Origin of the sequence: Streptomyces sp. NPDC021224 (assembly GCF_044332905.1) — a bacterium.
GTDB lineage: Bacteria > Actinomycetota > Actinomycetes > Streptomycetales > Streptomycetaceae > Actinacidiphila.
Genome location: NZ_JBIRPW010000003.1, coordinates 610,802 through 631,996 on the forward strand (window position 1 = coordinate 610,802; position 21,195 = coordinate 631,996).

Sequence of the window (21,195 nt, forward strand, 5' to 3'; positions counted from 1 at the left end):
CGCCCCCGGTACGCTCACCTGGGTGAACCACGGCCCCGTACAGCCCCCCGACCTGGTGATCTTCGACTGCGACGGCGTCCTCGTCGACAGCGAGCGGCTCGCCATCGACATCGACGTGGAGATGGTCGCCCGCCTGGGCTGGCCCATGCCGCGGGACGAGGCGATCGAGCGCTTCGTCGGCCGCTCCTTCGCCGACATAGGCGCCGACATCGCCGCCCACCTCGGACGCCCGCTCCCTGACGGCTGGGACACCGAATGGCGCCGCCGGGTACGCGCCGCCCTCGACGCCGACCTCACCGCCGTCGACGGCATCGAGACCGCCCTCGACGCGCTTGCCGCCCGTGGGGTGCCCATGTGCGTGGCCTCCAGCACCGGCCACGAGGGGCTGCGCCGCACCCTCGGCAAGACCGGCCTCTACGACCGCTTCGCCGGCCGCGTCTTCAGCGCCTCCGACGTCCCCCGCGGCAAACCCGCCCCCGACCTCTTCCTGCACGCCGCCCGCACCCTCGGCGTCCCGCCCGCCCGCTGCGCCGTCGTCGAGGACAGCCCCCACGGCCTTGCCGCCGCCCTCGCCGCCGGCATCCCCGCCTTCGCCTACACCGGCGGCGGCCTCACCCCCACCCACCGCCTCACTGGCCCCACCACCACCCTCTTCACCGACATGCGCACCCTCCCCGCCCTCCTCGGCCTCTGACCCGGCCCCCCAGGGACGCGAGGAACTGCGCGCCCGGCCCCGACGGCGGGTGGTTCGCGGTGCGCACCGCAGGCGCCACCCCGTGGCGCATCAGGGGCGCGGGGAACTGCGCGCTCAGCCCCAACGGCGGGTGGTTCGCGGTGCGCACCGCAGGCGCCCCCCCGTGGCGCATCAGGGGCGCGGGGAACTGCGCGCCCAGCCCCAACGGCGGGAAGGCCGCCGTACCCACCGTGAGCGGCACCCCCGTGGCGCGCCCACCCCCCCCGCCGCGGAAGCCAAAATGCGCCGAGCCCCCGCAGGGGCCAAGGTGGGGACGTGGGGCGTCCACCACCATGGGGGCGACCCCGCGGAGCGCCGAGCGGAGGTGCGCCATGGCGATCACCGTGCCGTACGGGGGCCGGCCGGACCCCGGGCTGCCGGTGCCCGGGTACTGGGAGGCGCATCTGGCCGCCGCCGCGCCCGGCAGCGAGGAGGCGGGCGGCGGGGCGCGGCTGCACGAGGCCGCGTGCGGCTACTTCACCCGGCGGGGCCTGTGGAGCGGCCCCGGCCAGGTGCTCGCCGCGCCCGGCGCGGAACCGCTGCTGCTCGCCCTGCTCGCCGCCGCGGGCGGCGACCCCGTCCTCGCCCGCCCCGCACCCGCGTGGCAGGCCCCCGTCGCCGCGCTCGTCGGGCGGCCCGTGCACGCCGTGCCGAGCGCGCCCGAGGGCGGCGGCGTGCCGGACCCGTTCGCGCTGCTGGAGACCGTCCGCCGGGCCCGCGCGGCGGGCGCCGACCCGCGGCTGCTCGTGCTGTCCGCCGCGGACGACCCGACCGGCACCGTCACCGCGCCCGAGCTGCTGCACGAGACGTGCGAGGCCGCCGCGGAGGCCGGGCTCCAGATCGTGTCCGACGAGACCTACTCCGACACCCTGCACCACCGCGACACCGTGCTGCTCAGCCCCGCCGAGATGCTGCCCGACCACACGGTGGTGCTCACCGACCTGGGCGCCACCCTCGTCCCGTCCGGGGTGCCCGTCGCGCTCGCCCGTTTCCCGGCGACCGCGCACGGGACGGCGTGGCGGCAGCGCACCGCCGCGGCCCTTGCCGCGCTGCGCGCCGTCCTCCCGGCGCCCGTCGCCGCGGCGGCCGGGTACGTCCTGACCGAGCCCGCCGAGGTCACGGACTTCGCGGCGGCGGCGAACCGGCTGCACGCCCGTACCGCCGCCGCGGCCCACCGGACGATCACCGGCGCGGGCGGCGTGTGCCGGCCGCCGAAGGCCGGTTTCCAGCTCTACCCGAGGCTGGACGCCGCAGGGCTCGACGCGCCCGCCCTGGAGGAGCGGCTCGGCGCGGCGCTGGGCCGTACCGTCCCCGGCGGTCACCGCTTCGGCGACGACCCGGCGGAGCCCCGGGTCAGGATCGGCACCGGCGCGCTGCACGGCCGTACCGACCGCGAGCGCCGCGTCGCGCTCGGCGCCGCCGACCCGCTCGCCGTCCCCCATGTGGCCGAGGCGCTCGCCGCGCTCGGCGCCGCCGTCGGGGCGCTGACCGGTACGGACGAGGTCAGCGGTTCGGCGGGCGTGGGATCGCGGGGCGCCCGCGGCTGACTTACGTTCGAGGCGTCCGTACCCGTTTCCCCTCGCAGACCGACCCGCCGGAGCACCGACCGTACGAAACCGCACCCCGCACGGAGTCCCGATGACCGATCAGAGCGAACGGATCCCGGCCACCACCGCGACCGCGCCGCGCCCGCCGGGCGAGCGCCGTGCCTGGCCGAAATCCTTCGCCGACCGGCTCACCGAACCCCGGCCGGGGCTGCGCACGGTCGTCCGCGCCGTCCGCGAGTGCATCGTCCGGCCGCCCGCGCACACGCTGCGCCAGGTGCCGCTGCTGCCCGTCGCGCCGGGGCCGCTGCCCGACGCCCTGCCCGGCACCCTCGCCGTGACCTGGGCCGGGCACGCCAGCTGGGTGGTGCGGATCGGCGGGCTGACCGTGCTCACCGACCCCGTCTGGTCGCACCGCATCCCCGCCACGCCCGCGCGCGTCACGCCCGTCGGGGTGCCCTGGGAGGAGCTGCCGCGCATCGACGCGGTGGTCATCAGCCACAACCACTACGACCACCTCGACGCCCCGACGCTGCGCCGGCTGCCGCGCAGCACCCCGCTGCTCGTGCCCGCCGGGCTCGGCACGTGGTGCCGCCGCCGCGGCTTCTCCCGGGTGACGGAGCTGGACTGGTGGGAGGCCACCGAGATCGGCGGCGTCCGCTTCGACTTCGTGCCCGCGCACCACTGGAGCAGGCGCACCCTCACGGACACCTGCCGCTCGCTGTGGGGCGGCTGGGTCCTCACCGACCCGGCGGGCCCGCGCCTGTACTTCGCCGGCGACACCGGCTACGGCGACTGCTTCGCACGGATCGGCCGCGCGTACCCCGGGATCGACGTGGCGCTGCTGCCCATCGGCGCGTATGCGCCGCGGCGCCTGCTCAAGGCGGTGCACGTCGATCCGGAGGAGGCGGTACGGGCCTTCCTCGACGTCGGGGCCGCGGTCATGGCGCCCATGCACTGGGCGACCTTCCTGCTCTCCAGCGAGCCACCGCTCGAACCCCTGACCCGCCTGCACGCGGCGTGGGACGCCGCGGGCCTTCCCCGCGCGTCCCTGTGGGACCTCCCCGTCGGAGCCTCCCGCCGCCTGGCCCCGCCGGGGACGTGCGGGTGACGCGACGGCCGCGCAGGTGCCGCTGCTCGGGCGTGCTCAGGCGTGCCGGCGGCGGAGGAGGGCCGGGACGCCCGCGATGGCGAAGGTCAGGCCGACCGCGAGGGCGACACCCTGCCAGGGCTCGGGGAAGAGCGAACCGCCGAGGATCCCGATGAGCTGGTAGGTCGCCGCCCACGCGAGGCACGCGAAGACGTCCCCCCGCACGAACCTCCGCAGCGGCATCTCCGCGAGCAGGCACGCGACCATGACCGGGATCCGCCCCGCCGGGACCAGCCGGGAGAGCACGAGCACGGCCGCCCCGTGCTCGTCCAGCCGCCGCTGCGCCGTCGCGAGCGTCCGCTCGTCCGCCCGCTCCTGGAGCCGGTGCAGCCACCGCGACCCGCCGCGCGACCGGGCGCCGCGCAGCCCCAGCAGATAGAGGCCGACGTCGCCGATGAGCGCGGCGAAGGAGGCGACACAGAAGACGCCGAGCAGCGCGAAGGGGTCGGTCTGGTGGAAGGCCACGACCGCCGCGCTGGACACGATCGCCCCGGTCGGCACGACGGGCACGAGCGAGCCCAGCACCACGAGCAGGAAGAGCGAGGGATAGCCGACGACCTGCTGGGTGCTCTCCGAGGACGGCGGGCGGGTGGTCGTCGCGGCGGTGGCGAGGAAGGCGATCACCCGGCGGTCCCCCGCGATCCGGGGTCCGGCACCTGGACGGTCGCGCCGTGCGCGAGGCAGTGCACGGCGACGCGGGGAGCGGTGCGGGCGGCGAGCCGCACGAACTCCTCGCCCGGCGAGTGGAATTCGTGCGGGCGCACCGCGTCCATCCCGATCGGCCAGAACGTCCCGTAGTGCACCGGAACGGCGACCCGCGGCCGCAGCCGCGCGAGGGCCTGGGCGGCGCGCGCCGGGTCGAGGTGGCCGTGGCCCAGGAAGGGGCCCCAGCCGCCGACCGGCAGCAGCGCGGCGTCGCAGGGTCCGACAGCCTCGGCCATGCCGTCGAAGAGCCCGGTGTCCCCGGCGAAGTACGTCCGGGCCGCCCCCTCGACGACGTACCCGAGCGCGGGCGCCCGCTGCGGCCCGAACGGCACCCGCCGCCCGTCGTGCGCGGCGGGCACGGCCCGTACGGTGACGGGCCCGGCCTCGTACCTGTCGCCCGCTTCCACCTCGGTCAGCCGAAGCCGGTCCCGTACCCGGCGCAGCGCGGGCACGGCCGCGGAGGCGCCGCGCGGCAGCAGCACCCGGGTGCCGGGGGCGAGCCGGGCCAGCGACCCGACGTGCAGATGGTCGGCGTGCAGATGCGAGACGAGGACGACATCGGCCCGCGCCGCCCCGGCGGGCGGCACCTCCCCCCGGCGCCGCCGCAGATGCGCCAGCCGCCGCGTGAACAGCGGATCGGTCAGCACCGTCACCCCGGAATCCCGCACGCTCACCATCGCGTGCCCCCACCACGTGATCTCCACGCCCACCACCCGCCCTCCTCCCCGCACCGTACGCCGCCCCACCCGGCACCCTCCACCGGCGCTGCGTTCCCCCGGCGGGGGCAGGGTCCTCCACCGGCGGTGGGGTCCGGCGACAGCGGGTGGATGGACGGCGGTGGTGCAGGGGCGCGGGGAACTGCGCGGGCGACCCCCACCGGCGGTGCGTTCCCGCGACGACGGGCGGGTCCACCGTCGTGGGTGCAGGGGCGCGGGGAACCGCGCGAGCAACTCCTCACCGGCGGCGCGGTCCGGCGACAACCGTCGCACCCCCCCGGTCGGGAGGCCCGAGCCCCGGGAGGGGGCGGGGAAGGGACGTCCGCGCAGGTCCCGGCAGGGATATGGCAGGGTGGAGCCGTGCCTCAGCCGGGTGGGAAGCGGGAACGGGCCGCGGGGCGCACCGCTCTGCGGGCGGTCGGGCGCGTCGTCGTCGTGTGGACGGTGGCCTCCGCCACCCTCGCCGTGCTGGCCTGGCTGCTGCCGGACTTCCGGCTGAAGGCCCCGAGCGGCGACAGCCCGACGCAGATCGCCGTGACGGCGGCGTACGGCGCGGGCGCGTTCGGCGTGCTGAGCGCGCTGGTGTGGCCGCTGCTGGTGAGAGCGCTGCTGCTGGTGCCCGCGCTGGTGCTGGGCGCGCTCGTGTTCTTCCTCAACGGCTCGTTGCTGCTGGTCGCGCTGGACCTCACACCGGGCGGCCGCGGCGAGGTCACTCCCGCCACGGCCGTGGTGATCGCGGCGGTGATGTCCGCGGCCTCCTCCGCGACGAGCACCGCGCTCGCCGTGCGGGACGACGCCGCGTACGGGCGGCGCCTCGCGCGGCTCGCGGGCCGGCGGCGGCGCAGGGCGGGCGACCCACCGCTGCCGACGTCGTCCGGCACGGTCTTCCTGCAGCTCGACGGCGTCGGCCACGACGTGCTGCGGGCGGCGCTGACCGGCGGTTCCCCGGCGATGCCCACGCTGGCGGGCTGGCTCGCCGACGGCACCCACCGGCTCACCGCGTGGCGGACGGACTGGAGCAGCCAGACGGGCGCGAGCCAGCTCGCGATCCTGCACGGCAGCAACCACGACGTGCCCGCCTTCCGCTGGTTCGAGAAGGAATCCGGCCAGGTCATGGTGTGCAACCGCCCGTCCAGCGCGGCCGAGCTGGAGCGGCGGGCGATCGCACGTACCGGCTGCCCCGGGCTGCTGGCCGCGGACGGCGCGAGCCGCGGCAACCTGTTCACCGGCGGCGCCGACCAGTCGGCGCTGGTGATGTCGGTGGCGGCGCAGCGCGGCAAGTTCTCCCGCTCGCGCTCCGGTTACTTCGCGTACTTCTCGGACCCCGCGAACGCGGTGCGCACCGCGTGGTCGTTCGTCGCCGAGGTGGTCCGGGAGATCGGTGAGTCGAGCGCGTCGCGGCTGCGCAGGGACCGGCCGCGGATCGGGCGCGGCGGCCTGTATCCGGTGCTGCGGGCCTTCGCCACGGTCGTGGAGCGGGACGTCGCGGTCGCCGCCGTGGTCGGCGACATGCTCGCCGGGCGCACGGCCGTCTACGCCGACCTGGTCGCGTACGACGAGGTGGCGCACCACTCGGGCCCGCACAGCCGCGACGCCCGCAAGGTCCTCGCGCGCCTGGACCGTTCGATCCGGCTGATCGCCGACGCGGCGCGGTACGCCCCGCGCCCGTACCGCTTCGTGCTGCTGTCCGACCACGGGCAGAGCGGCGGGGCGACGTTCGAGGACACCTACGGCGAGGGGCTGCGCGAGGTGGTGCGCGGCGGGTGCGGGCTGCCGCCGGTGAGCCGGGGGCGCAGCCGCCGCACGGGCACCGAGGCGCGGGCGGCGGCCCGCAGCGCGCTGCGCCGGCCGGAGCGGGGGCGGCGGGCGCCGGAGGAGGCGGAGTGCGAGGGGCCGCGGTCCGAACCGGTCGTGCTGGCCTCGGGCAACCTCGGCCTGGTGGCCTTCCCGGACATCCCGGGGCGGGCGACGCTGGAGGAGATCCGCCGCCGCAGCCCGGACCTGCTGCCCACGCTGACCGCGCATCCGGGCGTCGGCTTCGTCCTGGTGCGCAGCGCCGGGCGCGGCCCGCTGGTACTCGGTGCGGACGGCGGCGAGCACGAGCTGGCCACCGGACGGGTGACCGGCCCCGATCCGCTGGCCCGCTTCGGTCCGGGCGCCGCCGCGGCGGTGCTGCGCGCGGACGCCTTCCCGCACATCGCCGACCTGATGGTCAACTCCGCGGTCGACCCGCGCAGCGGCAGCGTGCACGCCTTCGAGGAGCAGGCGGGCTCGCACGGCGGGCTGGGCGGCCCGCAGTCCCACCCGTTCCTGTTCTCGCCCGCGGATCTGCCGCTGCCGCGGACGCCGGTCGTGGGCGCGGAGGCGCTGCACGGGCTCTTCCACGGATGGCTGGCCTCCGCGCGGCAGCCCGCGTCTGCCGCGGACTGCCCGCCCCGCGAGGCTGCCGCCCGCCTCGCCCGGCACCCGGTCCCCACCGCACAACCCCCCGCCCCCCGCACCCCGGACGCGGCCGCCCACCCCTGACCGCCGGGCGGGAAGGGGCGCGCGGGGTGGCCGTACGTCCGGCACGGGAGACCCGGCACGGAGCCAGGTCCGGTCGTGGCTCCGCCCGCCGCGGCCTCGTGGCTACGCCGTGGCGCCGCCGTCCAGGACCAGGTCGGTGCCGACGGTCGCGCCCGCCTCGGGGGAGGCGAGGTGGAGGACGGCCGCGGCCACCTCCGCGGTGCTCGCGGCGCGGCCGAGGGGGAGTTCGGTGCGCAGGCGTTCCGCCTTGGCGGCCGGGGTCTCACCGGGGCGGGTGGACATCGGGGTGTCGACCGGGCCGGGGCTGACGGCGTTGATCCGTATGCCCTCGGCGATGTGGTCGAGCGCCGCGGTGCGGGTCAGCACGCTGACCGCGGCCTTGCTCGCGGCGTACGCGCCCAGGCCCGCGGCCCGGCGGTGGGCGCCGATGTTGGAGGCGATGTTGACGATGGCGCCGCCGCCCTCCTTGCGCATGCGCGCGATCTCGTACTTCATGGACAGCCACAGCCCGGTGACGTTGGTGTCGAGGGTGCGGCGCCAGTCGTCCTCGGCCATGTCGCCGACCGGGCCGGGGGAGAGGAAGACGCCGACGCCGTTGACGGCGACGTCCAGGCCGCCGAGCCGGTCGGCGGCCTCGGCGACCATGCGTTCGGCGTCCGCCGGGTCCGTGATGTCGGCGGTGACGGCGACGGCGGTGCCGCCCGCGGACGTGACGAGGGCGACCGTCCCGTCGAGCGCCGTCCGGGTGCGGCCGGCGACCGCGACCCGGGCGCCCTCGCGCGCGAAGGCGAGGGCGACCTCGCGCCCGATACCGCTGCCGCCGCCGGTGACGAGCACGGCCTGACCGGTGAACCTGTCGGACATTGCGTCTCCTGTAATGAGAACGAGCATTCTGGAAAGAGGGCACGCGTCACCCCGCGACGCGGGCACACCGGGGGTAGGGAAGAAGCGGGAGCCGTCAGCCGATGAGCGCGAGCACCTGCTGTGCCGCGTCCCGCGCCCGCTCCGGGTCCGCGCCGGCCTTGCCGACCACCCGCATCCCCTGGAGCAGCACCAGCAGCAGCCGGGCCAGCCCGCGCGGATCGCGCCCGGCGGGCAGTTCGCCCTGGGCGCGGGCGCGCAGCAGCGCGGAGGTCAGCGCGGTCTCCAGGAGGGCCCAGCTGGCCTCCACCCGGCGCGCCGCGGCGCTGTCGTGCGGGGCCAGCTCGACCGCGGTGTTGGTCATGAAGCAGCCGCGGCGCAGTTCGTCGCACGCGGACTCCGCGGCGAAGCGTTCGACCAGCGCGCGGACGGCGGGGAGGGCGGGGCCGGGCCGGGACAGCTCCTCCAGCAGCACCGGGTCGCACAGTTCGCCGTAGCGGCGCAGCGCGAGCAGGTAGAGGTCGTGCTTGCTGCCGAAGGTCGCGTAGATGCCGGCCCGCGCCACGCCGAGGCGTTCGACGAGCGCGGACATGGTGGTCGCCTCGTACCCGCGCTCCCAGAACAGCTCCAGGGCCGCCTGGAGCGCGGTGTCCGGGTCGAACTCCTTGGTCCTCGCCATGGTCAGGACCCTAGGTTATTGCAGAACGCCCGGTCAAGAAAGACCGATCGTCAACGCAAGGTTGACGATGCTCCATCGTCAACCTACCGTTGACGCATGGACAAGCATCCCGTACGGCTCGACGACCTCATCGACTTCGTCAAGAACCAGCACCCCGGGAGCGACCCGCTCCAGAACCTCGAACACGCCGTGACCGTCGCCGCGCACCTCGACGACGTCGCCGACCACCTCATCGGCCACTTCGTCGACCAGGCCCGGCGCGCGGGCGCGTCCTGGACCGACATCGGGCGGCACATGGGCGTGACCAAGCAGGCCGCCCAGAAGCGCTTCGTGCCCAAGGGGCCGGAGGACTTCGACCTCACCGAGTCCGGCTTCACCCGCTTCACTCCGCGCGCCCGCAACGCCGTCGGCGCCGCGCAGGAGGAGGCCCGCGCCGGACGGCACGGCACCATCGAACCCGAGCACCTCGTGCTCGGCCTGCTCGCCCAGCCCGACACGCTCGCCCTCCAGGCCCTCACCGACCTCGGCGCCACCCCGGACGCGGTACGCGCCGCCGTCACGACGCCCGGTACCGAGGACGCCGCGCCGACCGGGAACCTGCCGGTCGGCGCCGCGGCCAAGAAGACCCTGCGGCTGATCCTTCGCGAGGCCCTGCGGCTCGGCCACAACTACATCGGCACCGAGCACATCCTGCTCGGCGTCCTCAGCGACGACCAGGAACCGGCCGCCCGGGCGCTCACCGGCATCGGCGTCACCCACCCGGCCGTGGAGCAGTGGGTGCTCGCGACCCTGGCGCGGATCACCTGGAAGAGCGACGCACAGCCCGAGCCCACCGGCAGCGACACCCCCTGAACGCCCGCCCGCGACAGGGGGCGAGGGGATCGAGGGGGCGAAGGAACAAGGGGACGAAGAGACACAGTGAGACACAGGGGGCCTGGCGCCGGGCCCCCGCGCTCAGCTCTTGCGCAGCGCCAGCAGCCGGTAGACCGGGTCGCCGCGCGGCACGTCAGGGTCGGGCAGCGCGGCGATCCGCGCGGCCAGCTCCTCCTGCTCCACCTCGTCCAGCGACAGCGCCGACGCGAAGTAGCCGCGGGCCACGTCCGCCGCGGCCCCCAGGGGGGACTTGCCCTGGCCGTGCCCGGTGAAGCGGGCCTCGCCCGCCCGGCCGAGCCCGTGCTCACAGGCCACCGCCCGCACCCGCTCGTCGGCGTCGTAGGCCGTCCGCCGCACCCGGTAGGGCGCCATCAGATGGTCGACGTCGCTGTCCACGTCGTGGCCCGAGTCCTTGTCGACCGTCGTCACGAACACCCCGCCCGGCCGCAGCACCCGGGCGCACTCGGCTATCACCCGCGGCGCGTCCGGCAGCAGGTGCAGCAGCCACACCGCGCACACCGCGTCCAGCGACTCGTCGGCGAAGGGCAGCCGGTGGCAGTCGCCGAGCACCACCGAACCGTCCGTGCGGCGGGCCGCGAGGCGCGCCATGCCGTGTGCCGCGTCCACGCCGAAGACCCGCAGGCCCGGCCGCACCAGCCGTTCGGTCAGCAGACCCGTCCCGCACCCCACGTCCAGCAGGGTGCGGGCGCCCTGGGGCACGAGCGCGAGGACGGCCCGTGCCGCCGCCCGCGCCCGCGGCTCACCACCGCGCGTCGCGTCGTAGCGCGCCGCCTCCACCTCGTAGTCCAGCATGCGGACGATGGTAGAGCCCGCAGGTGAACACCCGCCTGCCCGGGGGCTTGCACCTGTGTTACGTCCCGGTGCGCGGGCCGGCCGGGCGGGCGGGCGTACGGCGGCGGCCCCGGGGACGGGGCGGCCGCCGGGGCCGGATCAGCCGAAGGCGTCCGGGTCCGGGCCCAGGCGCGTGCCGTCGTCGAGGGCGGCCAGCTCGGTCAGGTCCTCCGGGGTGAGCGCGAAGCCGAAGACGTCGATGTTCTCCCGGATCCGCGACGGCGTCACGGACTTGGGGATCACCACGTTGCCCAGCTGGAGGTGCCAGCGCAGCACGACCTGCGCGGGAGTCCTGCCGTGCCGCTCGGCGACCCGGGCGACGACCGGGCTCTCGAGCAGGCCCTTGCCCTGGCCGAGCGGCGACCACGCCTCGGTGGCGATGCCCAGTTCGGCGTGCACCGCGCGCAGTTCGGACTGCGCCAGCTGCGGGTGCAGCTCGATCTGGTTCACCGCGGGAACGGTCGGCGAACCGTCGACCAGCCGCCGCAGGTGCGCGGGCTGGAAGTTGGACACACCGATGGCCCTGGCCCGCCCCTCGGCCGCGATCCGCTCCAGCGCGCGCCACGTCTCCGTATACGCGTCGCGCCGCGGCTGCGGCCAGTGGATCAGGTAGAGGTCGACGTGGTCGAGCTTCAGCTTCGCCAGCGAGGTGTCGAAGGCGCGCAGCGCGGAGTCGTAGCCCTGGTCGCTGTTCCACAGCTTCGTGGTGACGAACAGCTCCTCGCGCGGCAGCCCGGAGGCGGCCAGCGCGCGGCCCGTGCCCTCCTCGTTGGCGTACAGCGCCGCGGTGTCGATGCTGCGGTAGCCGGCGTCGAGCGCGGTCGCGACCGCGGCCTCGGCTTCGTCGTCCGGCACCTGCCAGACGCCGAAGCCGAGCTGCGGCATCGTGACGCCGTTGTTGAGGGTTACGTCGGGGACCTTGCTCACAGGAGGTCGGGCCTTCCTTGCGTCGGTTGCGGGGGGCGTGCGGCCGGGCGGGGCCGTACGCGTCGGCCCGCGGCCCCGGTGGGCCGGGCGGACCGAGCACGTACAACCCGGCGCCCGATCGCCGCATTCCCCCGCCCCGCAGTGATCCCAGCCGCTACCCTCACGCGCGGGGGCCGGGCGCGGCCCGTGCGCGTGAGGGGAGCAGGACCGATGACGGGGCGGGAACCCATGGCGGAACCCATGGCGGGACAGGGCGTGCCGGACGGCGGCGCGCCCGCGGCGCCGCGCGCGCCGTGGGCCCGCCGGGACCTCCGGGCGGAGCCCTTCCCGGCCGTTCCCGCGTCCGCCGCGACCGACCCGGCGGTGCAGCGCGAGACGCTGGCACGGCTGCGCGAGTGGGCCGAACGGGACGCCGAGACCGCGATCGCCTGGTACCTGGTGGACAAGCGGAACAAGCGCATCGGCTCACGTCTGCTCCAGGGCCTCGCCATCGCCTGCGCCGTGGCCGGCGCCGCGGTGCCGCTCGGCACGGCCGCCGCGGGCGGCTCCGGCCAGGGCTGGGGCTATGTGCTGCTCGCCGTCGCCGCGGGCTGCAAGGGCTTCGACCACTTCTTCGGGCTGAGCGCCTCCTGGATGCGGGACATCACCGTCGCCCACGCGCTGCGCACCGAACTCAACGCGGTACGGCTGGAGTGGGCCGCCGACGTGCTGCGCGCGGGCCCCCGCGCCGCCGACCCGGACCTGCTGCTGGAACCGGCCGAGCTGGAACGGCAGCTGGCGCTCGTCACCCGGCTCGCCGTCTCGGTGCGCGCCCACATCGACGGCGAGACGGCCGAGTGGCAGGCGGAGTTCAGCGCGGGCATCAGCGAGTTGCAGGGCCAGCGCACGCTTCCGGGGGTGGAGCGCTGAGCGGGACGGGCTTAGACACCGCGGGCACGGGCACGGGCACGGGCGGGACGGCGGACCGGTGAGCAGGATCCTCACGGTGGTGACCCCGGACGGCGCCGAGCACGACATCGAGCTGTACGCGCCCGAGTCCGCGCGGATGTGGGACCTCGCCGCGCGGTTCTGCCAGGAGTGGGACGCCTTCGCGCGCATCCCCGAGAGCACGCGCGCGCTGCCCGTCTACCCGTCCCGCGCCGGGGTGAGGGCGCTGCGGCTCTACGTCGGGCGCGAGGAGCTGCCGCCGGAGCCGGCGCTCGGGGAGTCGCCGCTGCGCGACGGCGTACGCGTCGGGCTGGGCAGACCGGTGGAGCCGCGGCCGTACGAGCCGCGGCCGGACGGGCAGGTCCTGGCGACGGTGCGGATCGTGGCGGGGGAGGGCGCCGGGGCGGAGACCGGGGTGACCGGCGCGAACCGCAGGTCCATCGAATGCTTCCCCGACGACCTCGCCGCCGGCGACAGCCTCGTGGCCGACTTCACCGGTGAGTTCGTCCGGCGGGGCGCCGCGGAGGCCCCGCTGCTCGTTCTGACCGGGGGCCGCGTCGTCAGAGCCGTCGGCCGACCGGCGGTGCCCGGGTGGGAGCCCCCGGGGCAGGGCACGAAGTGGGAGGAGGACACGCTGCTCATCGTGGGGAGCAGTTGCCTGCGGTGGTCCCGGGAGGAGCGGCCGGAGCCTGCCGTCCTGCCGCCGGGCGACCACGGCACGCTGCTGCTCGACCCGCGGGCCCGCTCCTCGGGCCGCCCCGTCCTCGACTCCCTCCCGGACGTCCTGCTGCCCAACGCGCCCAGGGACAGCTGGTGGCAGACCCCTTCGACCCGGCGGATCAACACCGTCCTGCGATCGAGGAACCTGCTGGCCCGGCTCGTCCGGAGTGCGGCGGACGGTGTGCCGGCGTGCTGGCCGACAGGAGATCGCGCGCTCCCGCCGTTCATGTTCACTGCCGCCGTCGCGGAGCAGCTGGGGTCGGCCTACCCCGACCCGGCGTCGCTCGCCGGGGCGGTCGGCTCGCGGAGCGGGGAGCTCTGGCAGCGCGGCCCGCGCGACGCCGACTTCCTGGCGCTGCGCTGCGGACTGCGTACCGTCCTGCCCGTGACCGCCGAGGGGCAGGACGAGCCGGACCGGTACCGGCAGCTGGGCAGCCAGGCGCTGCCCGCCGTCGCCGTGCTGCCGCGGCAGGGCGTCGTCGGTGTCGTCGGCGCGGACGACCGGCCGCGGCGGCTCGCGGGCTGGCTCGTGCTCCAGGCCGCCGCCCACCACAGCCCCGAGGACGTCGTCGTACGCGTCCTCACCGATGCCCAGGGCGCCGCCGACTGGCGGTGGACGCGCTGGCTGCCGCGCTCCTCCTCCGCGCTCGACGAGGACCGCGCCCCGCGCGTGCACGCCGACCCCACCTCGGTGGCGCGGCAGATCGACACGCTGCTGCGGCTGGTGACCGACCGGCAGAACCCCGGCGCTGCGGCCGTCCCCGGCGCCCCCGCCACGGAACAGGGCACCGGGGCGCCGGACGGCACGGCCGCGGGCACCCCCGCCGGGCGGCACGGCCCCTCCGTGCTGCTCGTCCTGGACGGGATACGCCGGCTGCGGACGCTGCCGGGGGTCGGTCGGCTGCTCCAGGAGGGGCCCGCGGTCGGTGTGCACCTGGTCTGCCTGGGCACGGAGGCCCGGCAGCTGCCCCCCGGGTGCGGCTACCTGGTCGACATCGGCGACGGCACCGGCTCGACCGCCGGTCCGGCCGACCACATGACGCTGCCGCTGCTGGCCGACCTGCCGCGGCCCGGCTGGTTCGAGGCGGCGGCCCGCGCGCTCGCCCCGCTGCGGGACGCCGAGGCCGTCCGGCGGGCCATGGACCTCGCGGCCCTGCCGCTGCCCGAACTGCTCGGGCTGGACGTCGGGGACGCCGACGGGGGCGCCGGGACCGTCGAGGCGCGCTGGTCGGCGGTGCCGCGTGCGACGGCGGCGGTCGTGGGGCAGGCCGCCGCGGCGCCGTTCGAGCTGGACCTGCGCGCGGACGGCCCGCACGCGCTGATCGCGGGGCGGCCGGGCTCCGGGCTGACCGCGTTCCTGCGCAGCTGGGTCGTCTCGCTCGCGGTCGCCAACCGCCCCGACGAGATGATCTTCGTCCTGTTCGACGACCGCGGCGGCGACGCCTTTGGACCCGCCACCGCGCTGCCGCACGTCACCCGGGTCGTGACCGACATCGACGACCGCGAGGCCGAACGCGTTCTCGGCCGGCTCTTCGCCGAACTGCGGGCCCGCGAGGCGCGGCTGACCGGGCATTCCGTGCGCACCCTGGACGACTACCACCAGCTGCGCGACCGCGACCGGTCGCTGCCGCCCCTGCCCCGGCTGGTGCTGGTGGTCGCCGAGCTCGCCGACCTCGCGGGCGGCCGCCCGGAGCTGCGCGCCGGGATGCTGGACGTCGCCCAGCGCGGCCGCTCGCTCGGCATCCACCTGGTACTGGCCACCCAGCGCCCCGCGGGTGTCGTGACCACCGGCATCAGGGCGACCACCAACCTGCGGATCGCGCTGCGGCTCGGCGACGGAGCCGAGAGCGCCGCCGTCCTGGACGCGCCCGACGCGGCCGCGATCCCCCGCTCCAGCCCCGGACGCGCCTTCGTCCGTACCGGGGTGCAGGAACTGACCGAGTTCCAGGCGCCCGTCGCCGTCGACCTGGGCTCGCCTGCGGCCCCCGTTCCCGCGATCACCGTCCACGACCTCGACGGGCCCCGCCCCGCCCCCGGGTACGACGGCGCCGCACCCGGGCAGCGCCCCGCCGGGCCGTCCGTCCGGACCGACCTGGACCTGCTGGTGACCGCCGTCCGCAGGGCCGCCCTGCGCTCCGGGGTGCCGCCGCTGCCCGGCCCGCTGCCCGAGCCGCTGCCCGCGGTCGTCACCCTGTCGGAACTGCCGCAGGCCCCGGCCGGCGTCGCCTACGGGCTGGAGGAGCTGGCCGACGAGGTCGGCAAGCAGCCCGCGCTCTTCGACGTCGCGGGGGAGGGGCTGCTCGCGGCGACCGGCGGGCCGCGCACCGGCAAGTCGCAGTTCCTGCGCACGCTCGCCGCCGCGCTCGCGCAGCGGCGCTCCACCGCGGACGTCCACCTCTTCGGCATCGACTGCGGCAACGGCGCCCTCCAGATGCTCGGCCGGCTGCCGCACTGCGGCAGCGTGGTCACCCGGGGCCGCCCCGACCACCTGGCCCGGCTCGTCGGCCGGCTCACCGCCGCCCTGCACACCCGGCGGCAGCTCTTCGCCGAGGGCGGCTTCACCGACCTCGCCGCGCAGCGGCAGGCCGTGCGCTCCGACCGCCGGCTGCCCCACCTGGTGCTGCTCATCGACCGCTGGGAGGGCCTGCGCGAGCTGTCCGGCCGTATCGACGGCGAGCGGCTCGCGGAAGACCTGCGGCTGCTGATGCGGGACGGCGGCCCGGTCGGCATCCGCGTCGTGCTGACCGCGGACGCGGCGCGCCTGGACGAGCGGACGGCCGCGCTGGTGACCGACCACCTGGTGCTGGACCGCAGGGACAAGGACGACTACCGGCGCTTCGGCGTCGATCCGCCGCTGGGCCACCTCCAGCCGGGCCGTGCCCTGCGCGCGTTCAGCGCGTGCGAGGTGCAGATCGCGCTGCTGGACGGCGGCCCCAGCTCGCGCGCGCAGAGTGACGCGCTGGACGCGCTGGCCGCCCGGCTGCGGGACCGCGACACGGACGTGCCGCACACCCGGCGGCCGTTCGCCATCGACGACGCGCCGCGCGCCGCCGAGCAGTTCCAGGTCGGCCCCGGCGCGGGCCGCCCGGTCGGCCGCGAGGACGTCCTGGCGTGGCTGCGCAACCGGCAGTCCACGGGTGCCTCGGCCGCGCTGCTCGGGCCGCGCCGCTCGGGCAAGTCCTGGGTGCTGGAGGAGCTGTCCCGGCGGCTGGCCGCCGACGGCGGACGCGAGGAGGTGCACCGGCTCACCGTGCCGCCGCCCAGCTCCCCGGTGGACACCCCCGACGCGCTCGCCGGCATCCTCGACCGCGCGGTGCGCGACGCCGCGAGCCCCGCCGAGGCGCTGCTCGACAAGGCCGCGTCCGGCGGCGCCCCGCTGGTCTTCCTGCTCGACGAGGTCGGGCGGCTCGCGGACTACGACCCGGTCGCCGTCTCCTGGCTGCGCGACCTCGGCCAGGCCGGGGCCTGGCTGCTCTACACCGGCACCGAGAAGGACTGGCGGACGGTCGTGCGCAGGGCGCTCACCGCGCCGGGCTCCAGCTTCGGCAACGACGTCAACGCCCGGCTGCTGGGCCCGCTCGACGAGGAGGCCGCGCTGGACTTCCTGTCCGGCACCGCCGCCAACCTGGGCGTCGCCCTCGACCGCGACACCACCGCCGCCGCCGTCGTCCGCACCGTCGGCAGCTGGCCGTTCTACCTCCAGGTCGTCGGCGACGCCGTCGTCCGCGCCGTCCAGGGCAACGACCTGAGCCCGCTCACCGGCGACGCGGCACTCCGGTCGCTCGTCGAACGGCGGCTGCTCGACGAGTGGTCGCTGCACTTCCAGTCCCGCTGGGCCGAGATCGGCCCCGCCGGGCGCGCCGCCCTGCTCGCCGAGCCCGGCGCGCTCCCGGCCGGTGCCACCCCCGCGCAGCGCCAGGACCTGCGCGACGCGGGGCTGCTGCGGCCGGGCGAGCAGTGGCTGCACGATCCGCCGCTGCTGGACTGGATCGCCAGGAACGACATCTCGCTGCGTGACGGGGAAACAGGGGAGTGGGCCCAATGAGCGTCTTCCGGCCGAGCCAGTCCTACCGCGCCGACCTGGACGTCAGGCTCGGCAACGGGCGGATGCCCAGCTGGATCCGCCCCACCGCCGAGGGCGCGGAGCCCAACAGCGCGGCCTGGCTGGCCGTCATGCCGCGCCGGGCGGGCAAGACCTGGCTGGCCCAGGGCATCGCCGCCGCCCGCCCGGCGGGCGGCACGGTCCGGGTCGACCTGCGGTCGTCGGCGTCGGTCCGCAAGACCCGGCTGGGCTGCCTGACCGAGGGCAGACCCGCGCCGCCGGTCGGCCCCGGGCAGCTCGTCGTCGTCGACGAGCCCGCGCTCGCCCGGCCCGGCGGCCCCGGCGTGGACCCCGCCGTGCTGGCCGCCGGACTGCACCGGATCCACGACACCGGCGCCACCGTCCTGGTCCTCGCCACCCCCGCCGAGAGCGCGCTGCTCGTCCCGCACCTCGGGCCCGACGTGCCCAAGGACCTGCTGCGCCCGCCCGTGCTCGACGCCGACGAGTGCGCGCGGATGGCCGCCCGCGCACCGCAGTGGGCGCCCGCGCTCGTCGAGCGGCTGCGCGCCCGCGACCCCGGCTGGCTGCACACCACCTTCCTGCTCGAACTCCTCCTGCACACCGCCGAGGAGCAGCCCGCGCTGCGCACCGGCGACGACGGCTACGCCCGGCTGCTGCGGGCCGCCGCCGAGGAGGCCGACGACCGGCACGAGTACATACGCCAGTGGTTCCGCGGCGGCCTCGCCGAAAAGCACCGCGCCGCCCTGCGTGCCGCCCGCTGGCGCGCCGCGGGCCTGCCCGCCGGTGCCGCGGGCCGCCCCGGGCAGGACGCCGCGCTGTACGCGTACGGGGCCGCGCCGGGCGTCGCGGGGCCCGTGCCCGGACACCCGCGCCCCGGCGGATCGCTCGCCGACGACCCGGTGCTCGGCCGCCACCTGCCCGACGTGCTGCGCGTCCACCACATCTCCGACCTGCACCACGGCGGGCGGCTGTCGGACACCGTCGACACCAAGGACCGCACCGGCGCCGGGCAGGCCATCGCCGCCCTCGCCGGGGCGGGCACCGTGCTGGACAGCTACCTCGACCACGTGCGCCAGCTCGCCGCCCAGGGCCGCGCCCCGCACCTGCTCGTCGTCACCGGCGACCTCGTCGACCGCCCGCTGGACGGGCACGGCGAGCGGGCCCGTACCTGGCTCGCCGAGCTGGCCGCGCTGCTCGCCCCGCACCGCGACCTGCGAGAGGGCGACCCGCGGGTGCTGCTCGTCGGCGGCAACCACGACGTCTCCTGGGACCTGGCCCTCGACGACTCCCCGCAGGCCCGGCACCGCTGGTTCGCCGCCGCCTTCGACGGGCTGCCGCACCCCGACCTGCACCTCGCCGACCCGGCGCGGCGCCGCCTCTACGTCGGCTACCCGGACGTCGGGCTGCGCTTCGCGCTGCTCGGCAGCGCCGAGTCCGGCGGCGAGGCGGCCCACGACGCCGACCGCGAGCGGCTGCGCGCCTTCCAGCAGCGGTACGTGGCCGCGAGCGCCGCGCAGGACGCCGACATCGCCGCCGTCGTACGGGACTTCGAGCGGCACGACCCCGGCGTGGTGGCCCGCGGGGTGCTCGACCGGCTCGCGCCGCAGCCCGGCGTCGTCACCCTCGCCGCGCTGCACCACCCGCTCTCGCCTGTGCCCGCGGTCGAGGTCGCGCCCTACTCCGGGGTCGTCAACGCCGGACAGGCCAAACGCGCGCTGGCCGCCGCCCGTACGTCCCTGGTGCTGCACGGCCACACCCACCTGGGCTTCGCGGCCGCCGAGCGGCTGCTGGACGCGGGCCCGCCGTGGACCATGCGGATCGCCGGCGCCCCCGCGCTGGCCAGCCGGGAGACGGAGGAGCGCAACGGCTACAACGAGGTGTTCGTGGCCCGCGAGGGCGGCGACCACACCCTCGCGCTGCGCACCGTCCGGCTCGACGGCGGTCAGTGGACGCCCGGTCCGGCCCACGCCTTCCGGCCCGGCGCCGCCGAGGAGCGCGACCTCGACGCGCTGTGCGCGGACGCCTGAGACCGCGGCCCGTCACGCCCGGTAGAGCGCCTCGATCTCCCGGGCGTACGCGGCCTCGATCGCCCGCCGCTTCAGCTTCAGGGACGGCGTCAGCAGCCCGCGCTCCTCGCTGAACTGCGCGGCCAGGATCCGGAAGGTGCGGATCGACTCGGCCTGCGAGACCAGGGTGTTCGCCGCGACGACGGCCCGGCGTATCTCGTTCTCCAGGTCCGTGTCGTGCACCAGCTCCCTGGTCGGCAGCCGCGGCTTGCCGCGGATCGACAGCCAGTGCGCCACCGCCTCCGGGTCCAGCGTCACCAGCGCCGCGACGTACGGCCGGTCGTTGCCGACCACCACGCACTGTCCGACCAGCGGGTGCGCCCGCACCCGGTCCTCCAGCGCGACCGGCGACACGCTCTTGCCGCCGCTGGTCACCAGGATCTCCTTCTTGCGCCCGGTGATGGTCAGATAGCCGTCCTCGTCGAGCATGCCGAGATCCCCGGTGGCGAGCCAGCCGTCCTTGAGGACCTCCTCGGTCGCCTTGACGTTGTTGAGGTAGCCGGTGAAGACCTGCCCGCCGCGCAGCCAGATCTCGCCGTCCTCGGCGATCAGCACGGCCGTGCCCGGGACCGGCAGGCCGACGGTGCCGAAACGGGTCTGCTCGGGGGGATTGGCCGTCGCCGCGGCCGTGGTCTCGGTCAGCCCGTAGCCCTCGTAGATCGTCACCCCCGCGCCGCAGAAGAACAGGCCGAGGCGCCGCTCCATCGCCGAACCGCCGGAGATCGCGTGCCGCACCCGGCCGCCCAGCGCGCCGCGCACCTTGCTGTACACGAGCTTCTCGTACAGCTGGTGCTGCATCCGCAAGGACGCGCTCGGCCCCGGCCCCAGGCCGAAGGCGCGCGCCTCAACCGCCTCGGCGTGCCGCACCGCGACCTCCACGGCCTTCTCGAAGGCCGCGAGTTTGCCGCCCGCCTCCGCCTTGCGCCGCGCGGCCTGGAAGACCTTCTCGAAGACGTACGGCACGGCCAGCACGAAGGTCGGCCGGAAAGACGCGAGCGAGGGGATCAGCTCGGCGGCGGTCATCCCGGGCTGGTGGCCGAGCCGGATCCGGGCCCGGACGCACGCCACCTCCACCATCCGCCCGAAGACGTGCGCGAGCGGCAGGAAGAGCAGGGTGGACGGCTCCTCGCCGGGCCTGCTGGAGAAGACCCGCTCCCAGCGGGCCACGACGTTGTCGGTCTCGGCCATGAAGTTGCCGTGCGTGATGACGCAGCCCTTGGGGCGGCCCGTGGTGCCCGAGGTGTAGATGACCGTCGCGGTCGCGCCCGGTGTCACCGCGAGCCGGTGCCGCTCGACGACGTCGTCCCCGATGTGCCGCCCGGCCTCGGTCAGTTCCTCGACGCACCCCGCGTCGAGCTGCCACAGCCGGTGCAGCCGCGGCAGTTCGTCCACGGCGGCGCCCACCGTCATGGCGTGGTCCTCGTGCTCCACGACCGCGGCGACCGCCTCCGAGTCGTGCAGCATCCAGCGGACCTGCTCGGACGACGACGTCGGGTACACCGGCACCGGCTGCGCGCCGATCGACCACAGCGCGAAGTCGAAGAGCGTCCACTCGTAGCGGGTGCGCGACATGATCGCGACCCGGTCGCCGAACCGGACGCCCTGCGCGAGCAGCCCCTTGGCGACCGCGAGCACCTGGTCGCGGAACTCCGCGGCGGTCACGTCCTGCCACCCGCCGTGCTCGTCGGCGCGGGCGAGCACCACCTGGTCCGGGGCCTGCCGCGCGTTCCCGAACACGGCATCCGCCAGACCGCCGGCCTGGGGCGCCGTGACCAGCGGGGGGACGGTGAACTGACGCAACGGGTGCTCTCCTAGGTGCCGGTGCGGCCGTAAGCTACCCGATCCCCGGCCCC

15 protein-coding genes are annotated in these 21,195 nt (G+C 76.5%); 8 read left to right on the plus strand and 7 right to left on the minus strand.

From position 1 onward, the window contains the following. The first annotated feature begins 22 nt into the window (after nucleotides 1-22). The 3 genes from ACH4PY_RS11140 to ACH4PY_RS11150 all read left to right on the plus strand — a co-directional run bounded on the left by ACH4PY_RS11140 (nucleotide 23) and on the right by ACH4PY_RS11150 (nucleotide 3,388). Complete coding sequence (locus tag ACH4PY_RS11140; protein WP_398178947.1) at nucleotides 23-694, plus strand: HAD family hydrolase; 672 nt, start codon at nucleotides 23-25, stop codon at nucleotides 692-694. Nucleotides 695-1,065: 371 nt separating this feature from the next. Beyond that, nucleotides 1,066-2,280: an aminotransferase class I/II-fold pyridoxal phosphate-dependent enzyme gene (locus ACH4PY_RS11145; protein WP_398178950.1), complete on the plus strand. Its 1,215-nt coding sequence runs from the start codon at nucleotides 1,066-1,068 to the stop codon at nucleotides 2,278-2,280. Between the two features lie 91 nt (nucleotides 2,281-2,371). Beyond that, nucleotides 2,372-3,388: an MBL fold metallo-hydrolase gene (locus ACH4PY_RS11150; protein ID WP_398178953.1), complete on the plus strand. Its 1,017-nt coding sequence runs from the start codon at nucleotides 2,372-2,374 to the stop codon at nucleotides 3,386-3,388. Between the two features lie 36 nt (nucleotides 3,389-3,424). On the opposite strand, the gene ACH4PY_RS11155 is transcribed toward ACH4PY_RS11150, so the two are convergent. Then, nucleotides 3,425-4,051, minus strand: a complete 627-nt coding sequence (locus ACH4PY_RS11155; RefSeq protein WP_398178956.1) for a DedA family protein — start codon at nucleotides 4,049-4,051, stop codon at nucleotides 3,425-3,427. Beyond that, nucleotides 4,048-4,842, minus strand: coding sequence for an MBL fold metallo-hydrolase (locus ACH4PY_RS11160; protein WP_398178958.1), 795 nt, complete (start codon nucleotides 4,840-4,842; stop codon nucleotides 4,048-4,050). The genes ACH4PY_RS11155 and ACH4PY_RS11160 overlap by 4 nt, the downstream gene beginning before the upstream one ends. A 117-nt stretch (nucleotides 4,843-4,959) precedes the next feature. Here ACH4PY_RS11160 and ACH4PY_RS11165 point away from each other — a divergent pair, with 117 nt between their 5' ends. Continuing rightward, nucleotides 4,960-7,374, plus strand: coding sequence for an alkaline phosphatase family protein (locus ACH4PY_RS11165; RefSeq protein ID WP_398178961.1), 2,415 nt, complete (start codon nucleotides 4,960-4,962; stop codon nucleotides 7,372-7,374). A 102-nt stretch (nucleotides 7,375-7,476) separates the two neighbouring features. Here ACH4PY_RS11165 and ACH4PY_RS11170 read toward each other — a convergent pair whose 3' ends face one another. After that, on the minus strand, nucleotides 7,477-8,238 hold the full coding sequence (locus ACH4PY_RS11170; RefSeq protein ID WP_398178964.1) for an SDR family NAD(P)-dependent oxidoreductase: 762 nt from the start codon (nucleotides 8,236-8,238) through the stop codon (nucleotides 7,477-7,479). A 94-nt stretch (nucleotides 8,239-8,332) separates the two neighbouring features. After that, nucleotides 8,333-8,914, minus strand: coding sequence for a TetR/AcrR family transcriptional regulator (locus ACH4PY_RS11175; protein ID WP_398178967.1), 582 nt, complete (start codon nucleotides 8,912-8,914; stop codon nucleotides 8,333-8,335). 96 nt (nucleotides 8,915-9,010) lie between these two features. Between ACH4PY_RS11175 and ACH4PY_RS11180 the strand changes: the two genes are divergently transcribed. Beyond that, nucleotides 9,011-9,766 carry a Clp protease N-terminal domain-containing protein gene (locus tag ACH4PY_RS11180; RefSeq protein ID WP_398178970.1) on the plus strand — a complete coding sequence of 252 codons (756 nt, stop codon included), beginning with the start codon at nucleotides 9,011-9,013 and terminating at the stop codon, nucleotides 9,764-9,766. A 102-nt stretch (nucleotides 9,767-9,868) separates the two neighbouring features. Here ACH4PY_RS11180 and ACH4PY_RS11185 read toward each other — a convergent pair whose 3' ends face one another. Both ACH4PY_RS11185 and ACH4PY_RS11190 read right to left on the minus strand, forming a co-directional pair. Beyond that, a complete protein-coding gene (locus ACH4PY_RS11185) occupies nucleotides 9,869-10,600 on the minus strand; it encodes a class I SAM-dependent methyltransferase (RefSeq protein ID WP_398178973.1) in 732 nt (243 codons plus the stop codon). 138 nt (nucleotides 10,601-10,738) lie between these two features. Further along, nucleotides 10,739-11,566: an aldo/keto reductase gene (locus tag ACH4PY_RS11190; RefSeq protein ID WP_398178975.1), complete on the minus strand. Its 828-nt coding sequence runs from the start codon at nucleotides 11,564-11,566 to the stop codon at nucleotides 10,739-10,741. A gap of 228 nt (nucleotides 11,567-11,794) precedes the next feature. On the opposite strand from ACH4PY_RS11190, the gene ACH4PY_RS11195 reads away from it, so the two are divergent. Genes ACH4PY_RS11195 through ACH4PY_RS11205 form a run of 3 tightly spaced genes read left to right on the plus strand, consistent with a single transcriptional unit; the run spans nucleotide 11,795 to nucleotide 19,303 of the window. Next, on the plus strand, nucleotides 11,795-12,475 hold the full coding sequence (locus ACH4PY_RS11195) for an SLATT domain-containing protein (protein ID WP_398178978.1): 681 nt from the start codon (nucleotides 11,795-11,797) through the stop codon (nucleotides 12,473-12,475). Nucleotides 12,476-12,533: 58 nt separating this feature from the next. After that, the gene (locus ACH4PY_RS11200) at nucleotides 12,534-17,258 is read left to right on the plus strand and encodes an FtsK/SpoIIIE domain-containing protein (RefSeq protein ID WP_398178981.1); all 4,725 of its coding nucleotides are present in this window, start codon (nucleotides 12,534-12,536) and stop codon (nucleotides 17,256-17,258) included. Then, on the plus strand, nucleotides 17,255-19,303 hold the full coding sequence (locus tag ACH4PY_RS11205) for a metallophosphoesterase family protein (protein WP_398178984.1): 2,049 nt from the start codon (nucleotides 17,255-17,257) through the stop codon (nucleotides 19,301-19,303). The genes ACH4PY_RS11200 and ACH4PY_RS11205 overlap by 4 nt, the downstream gene beginning before the upstream one ends. 12 nt (nucleotides 19,304-19,315) lie before the next feature. Here the strand turns inward: ACH4PY_RS11205 and ACH4PY_RS11210 are convergent, their stop codons facing one another. Next, the gene (locus ACH4PY_RS11210) at nucleotides 19,316-21,142 is read right to left on the minus strand and encodes an AMP-dependent synthetase/ligase (RefSeq protein WP_398178987.1); all 1,827 of its coding nucleotides are present in this window, start codon (nucleotides 21,140-21,142) and stop codon (nucleotides 19,316-19,318) included. Nucleotides 21,143-21,195: the final 53 nt, after the last annotated feature.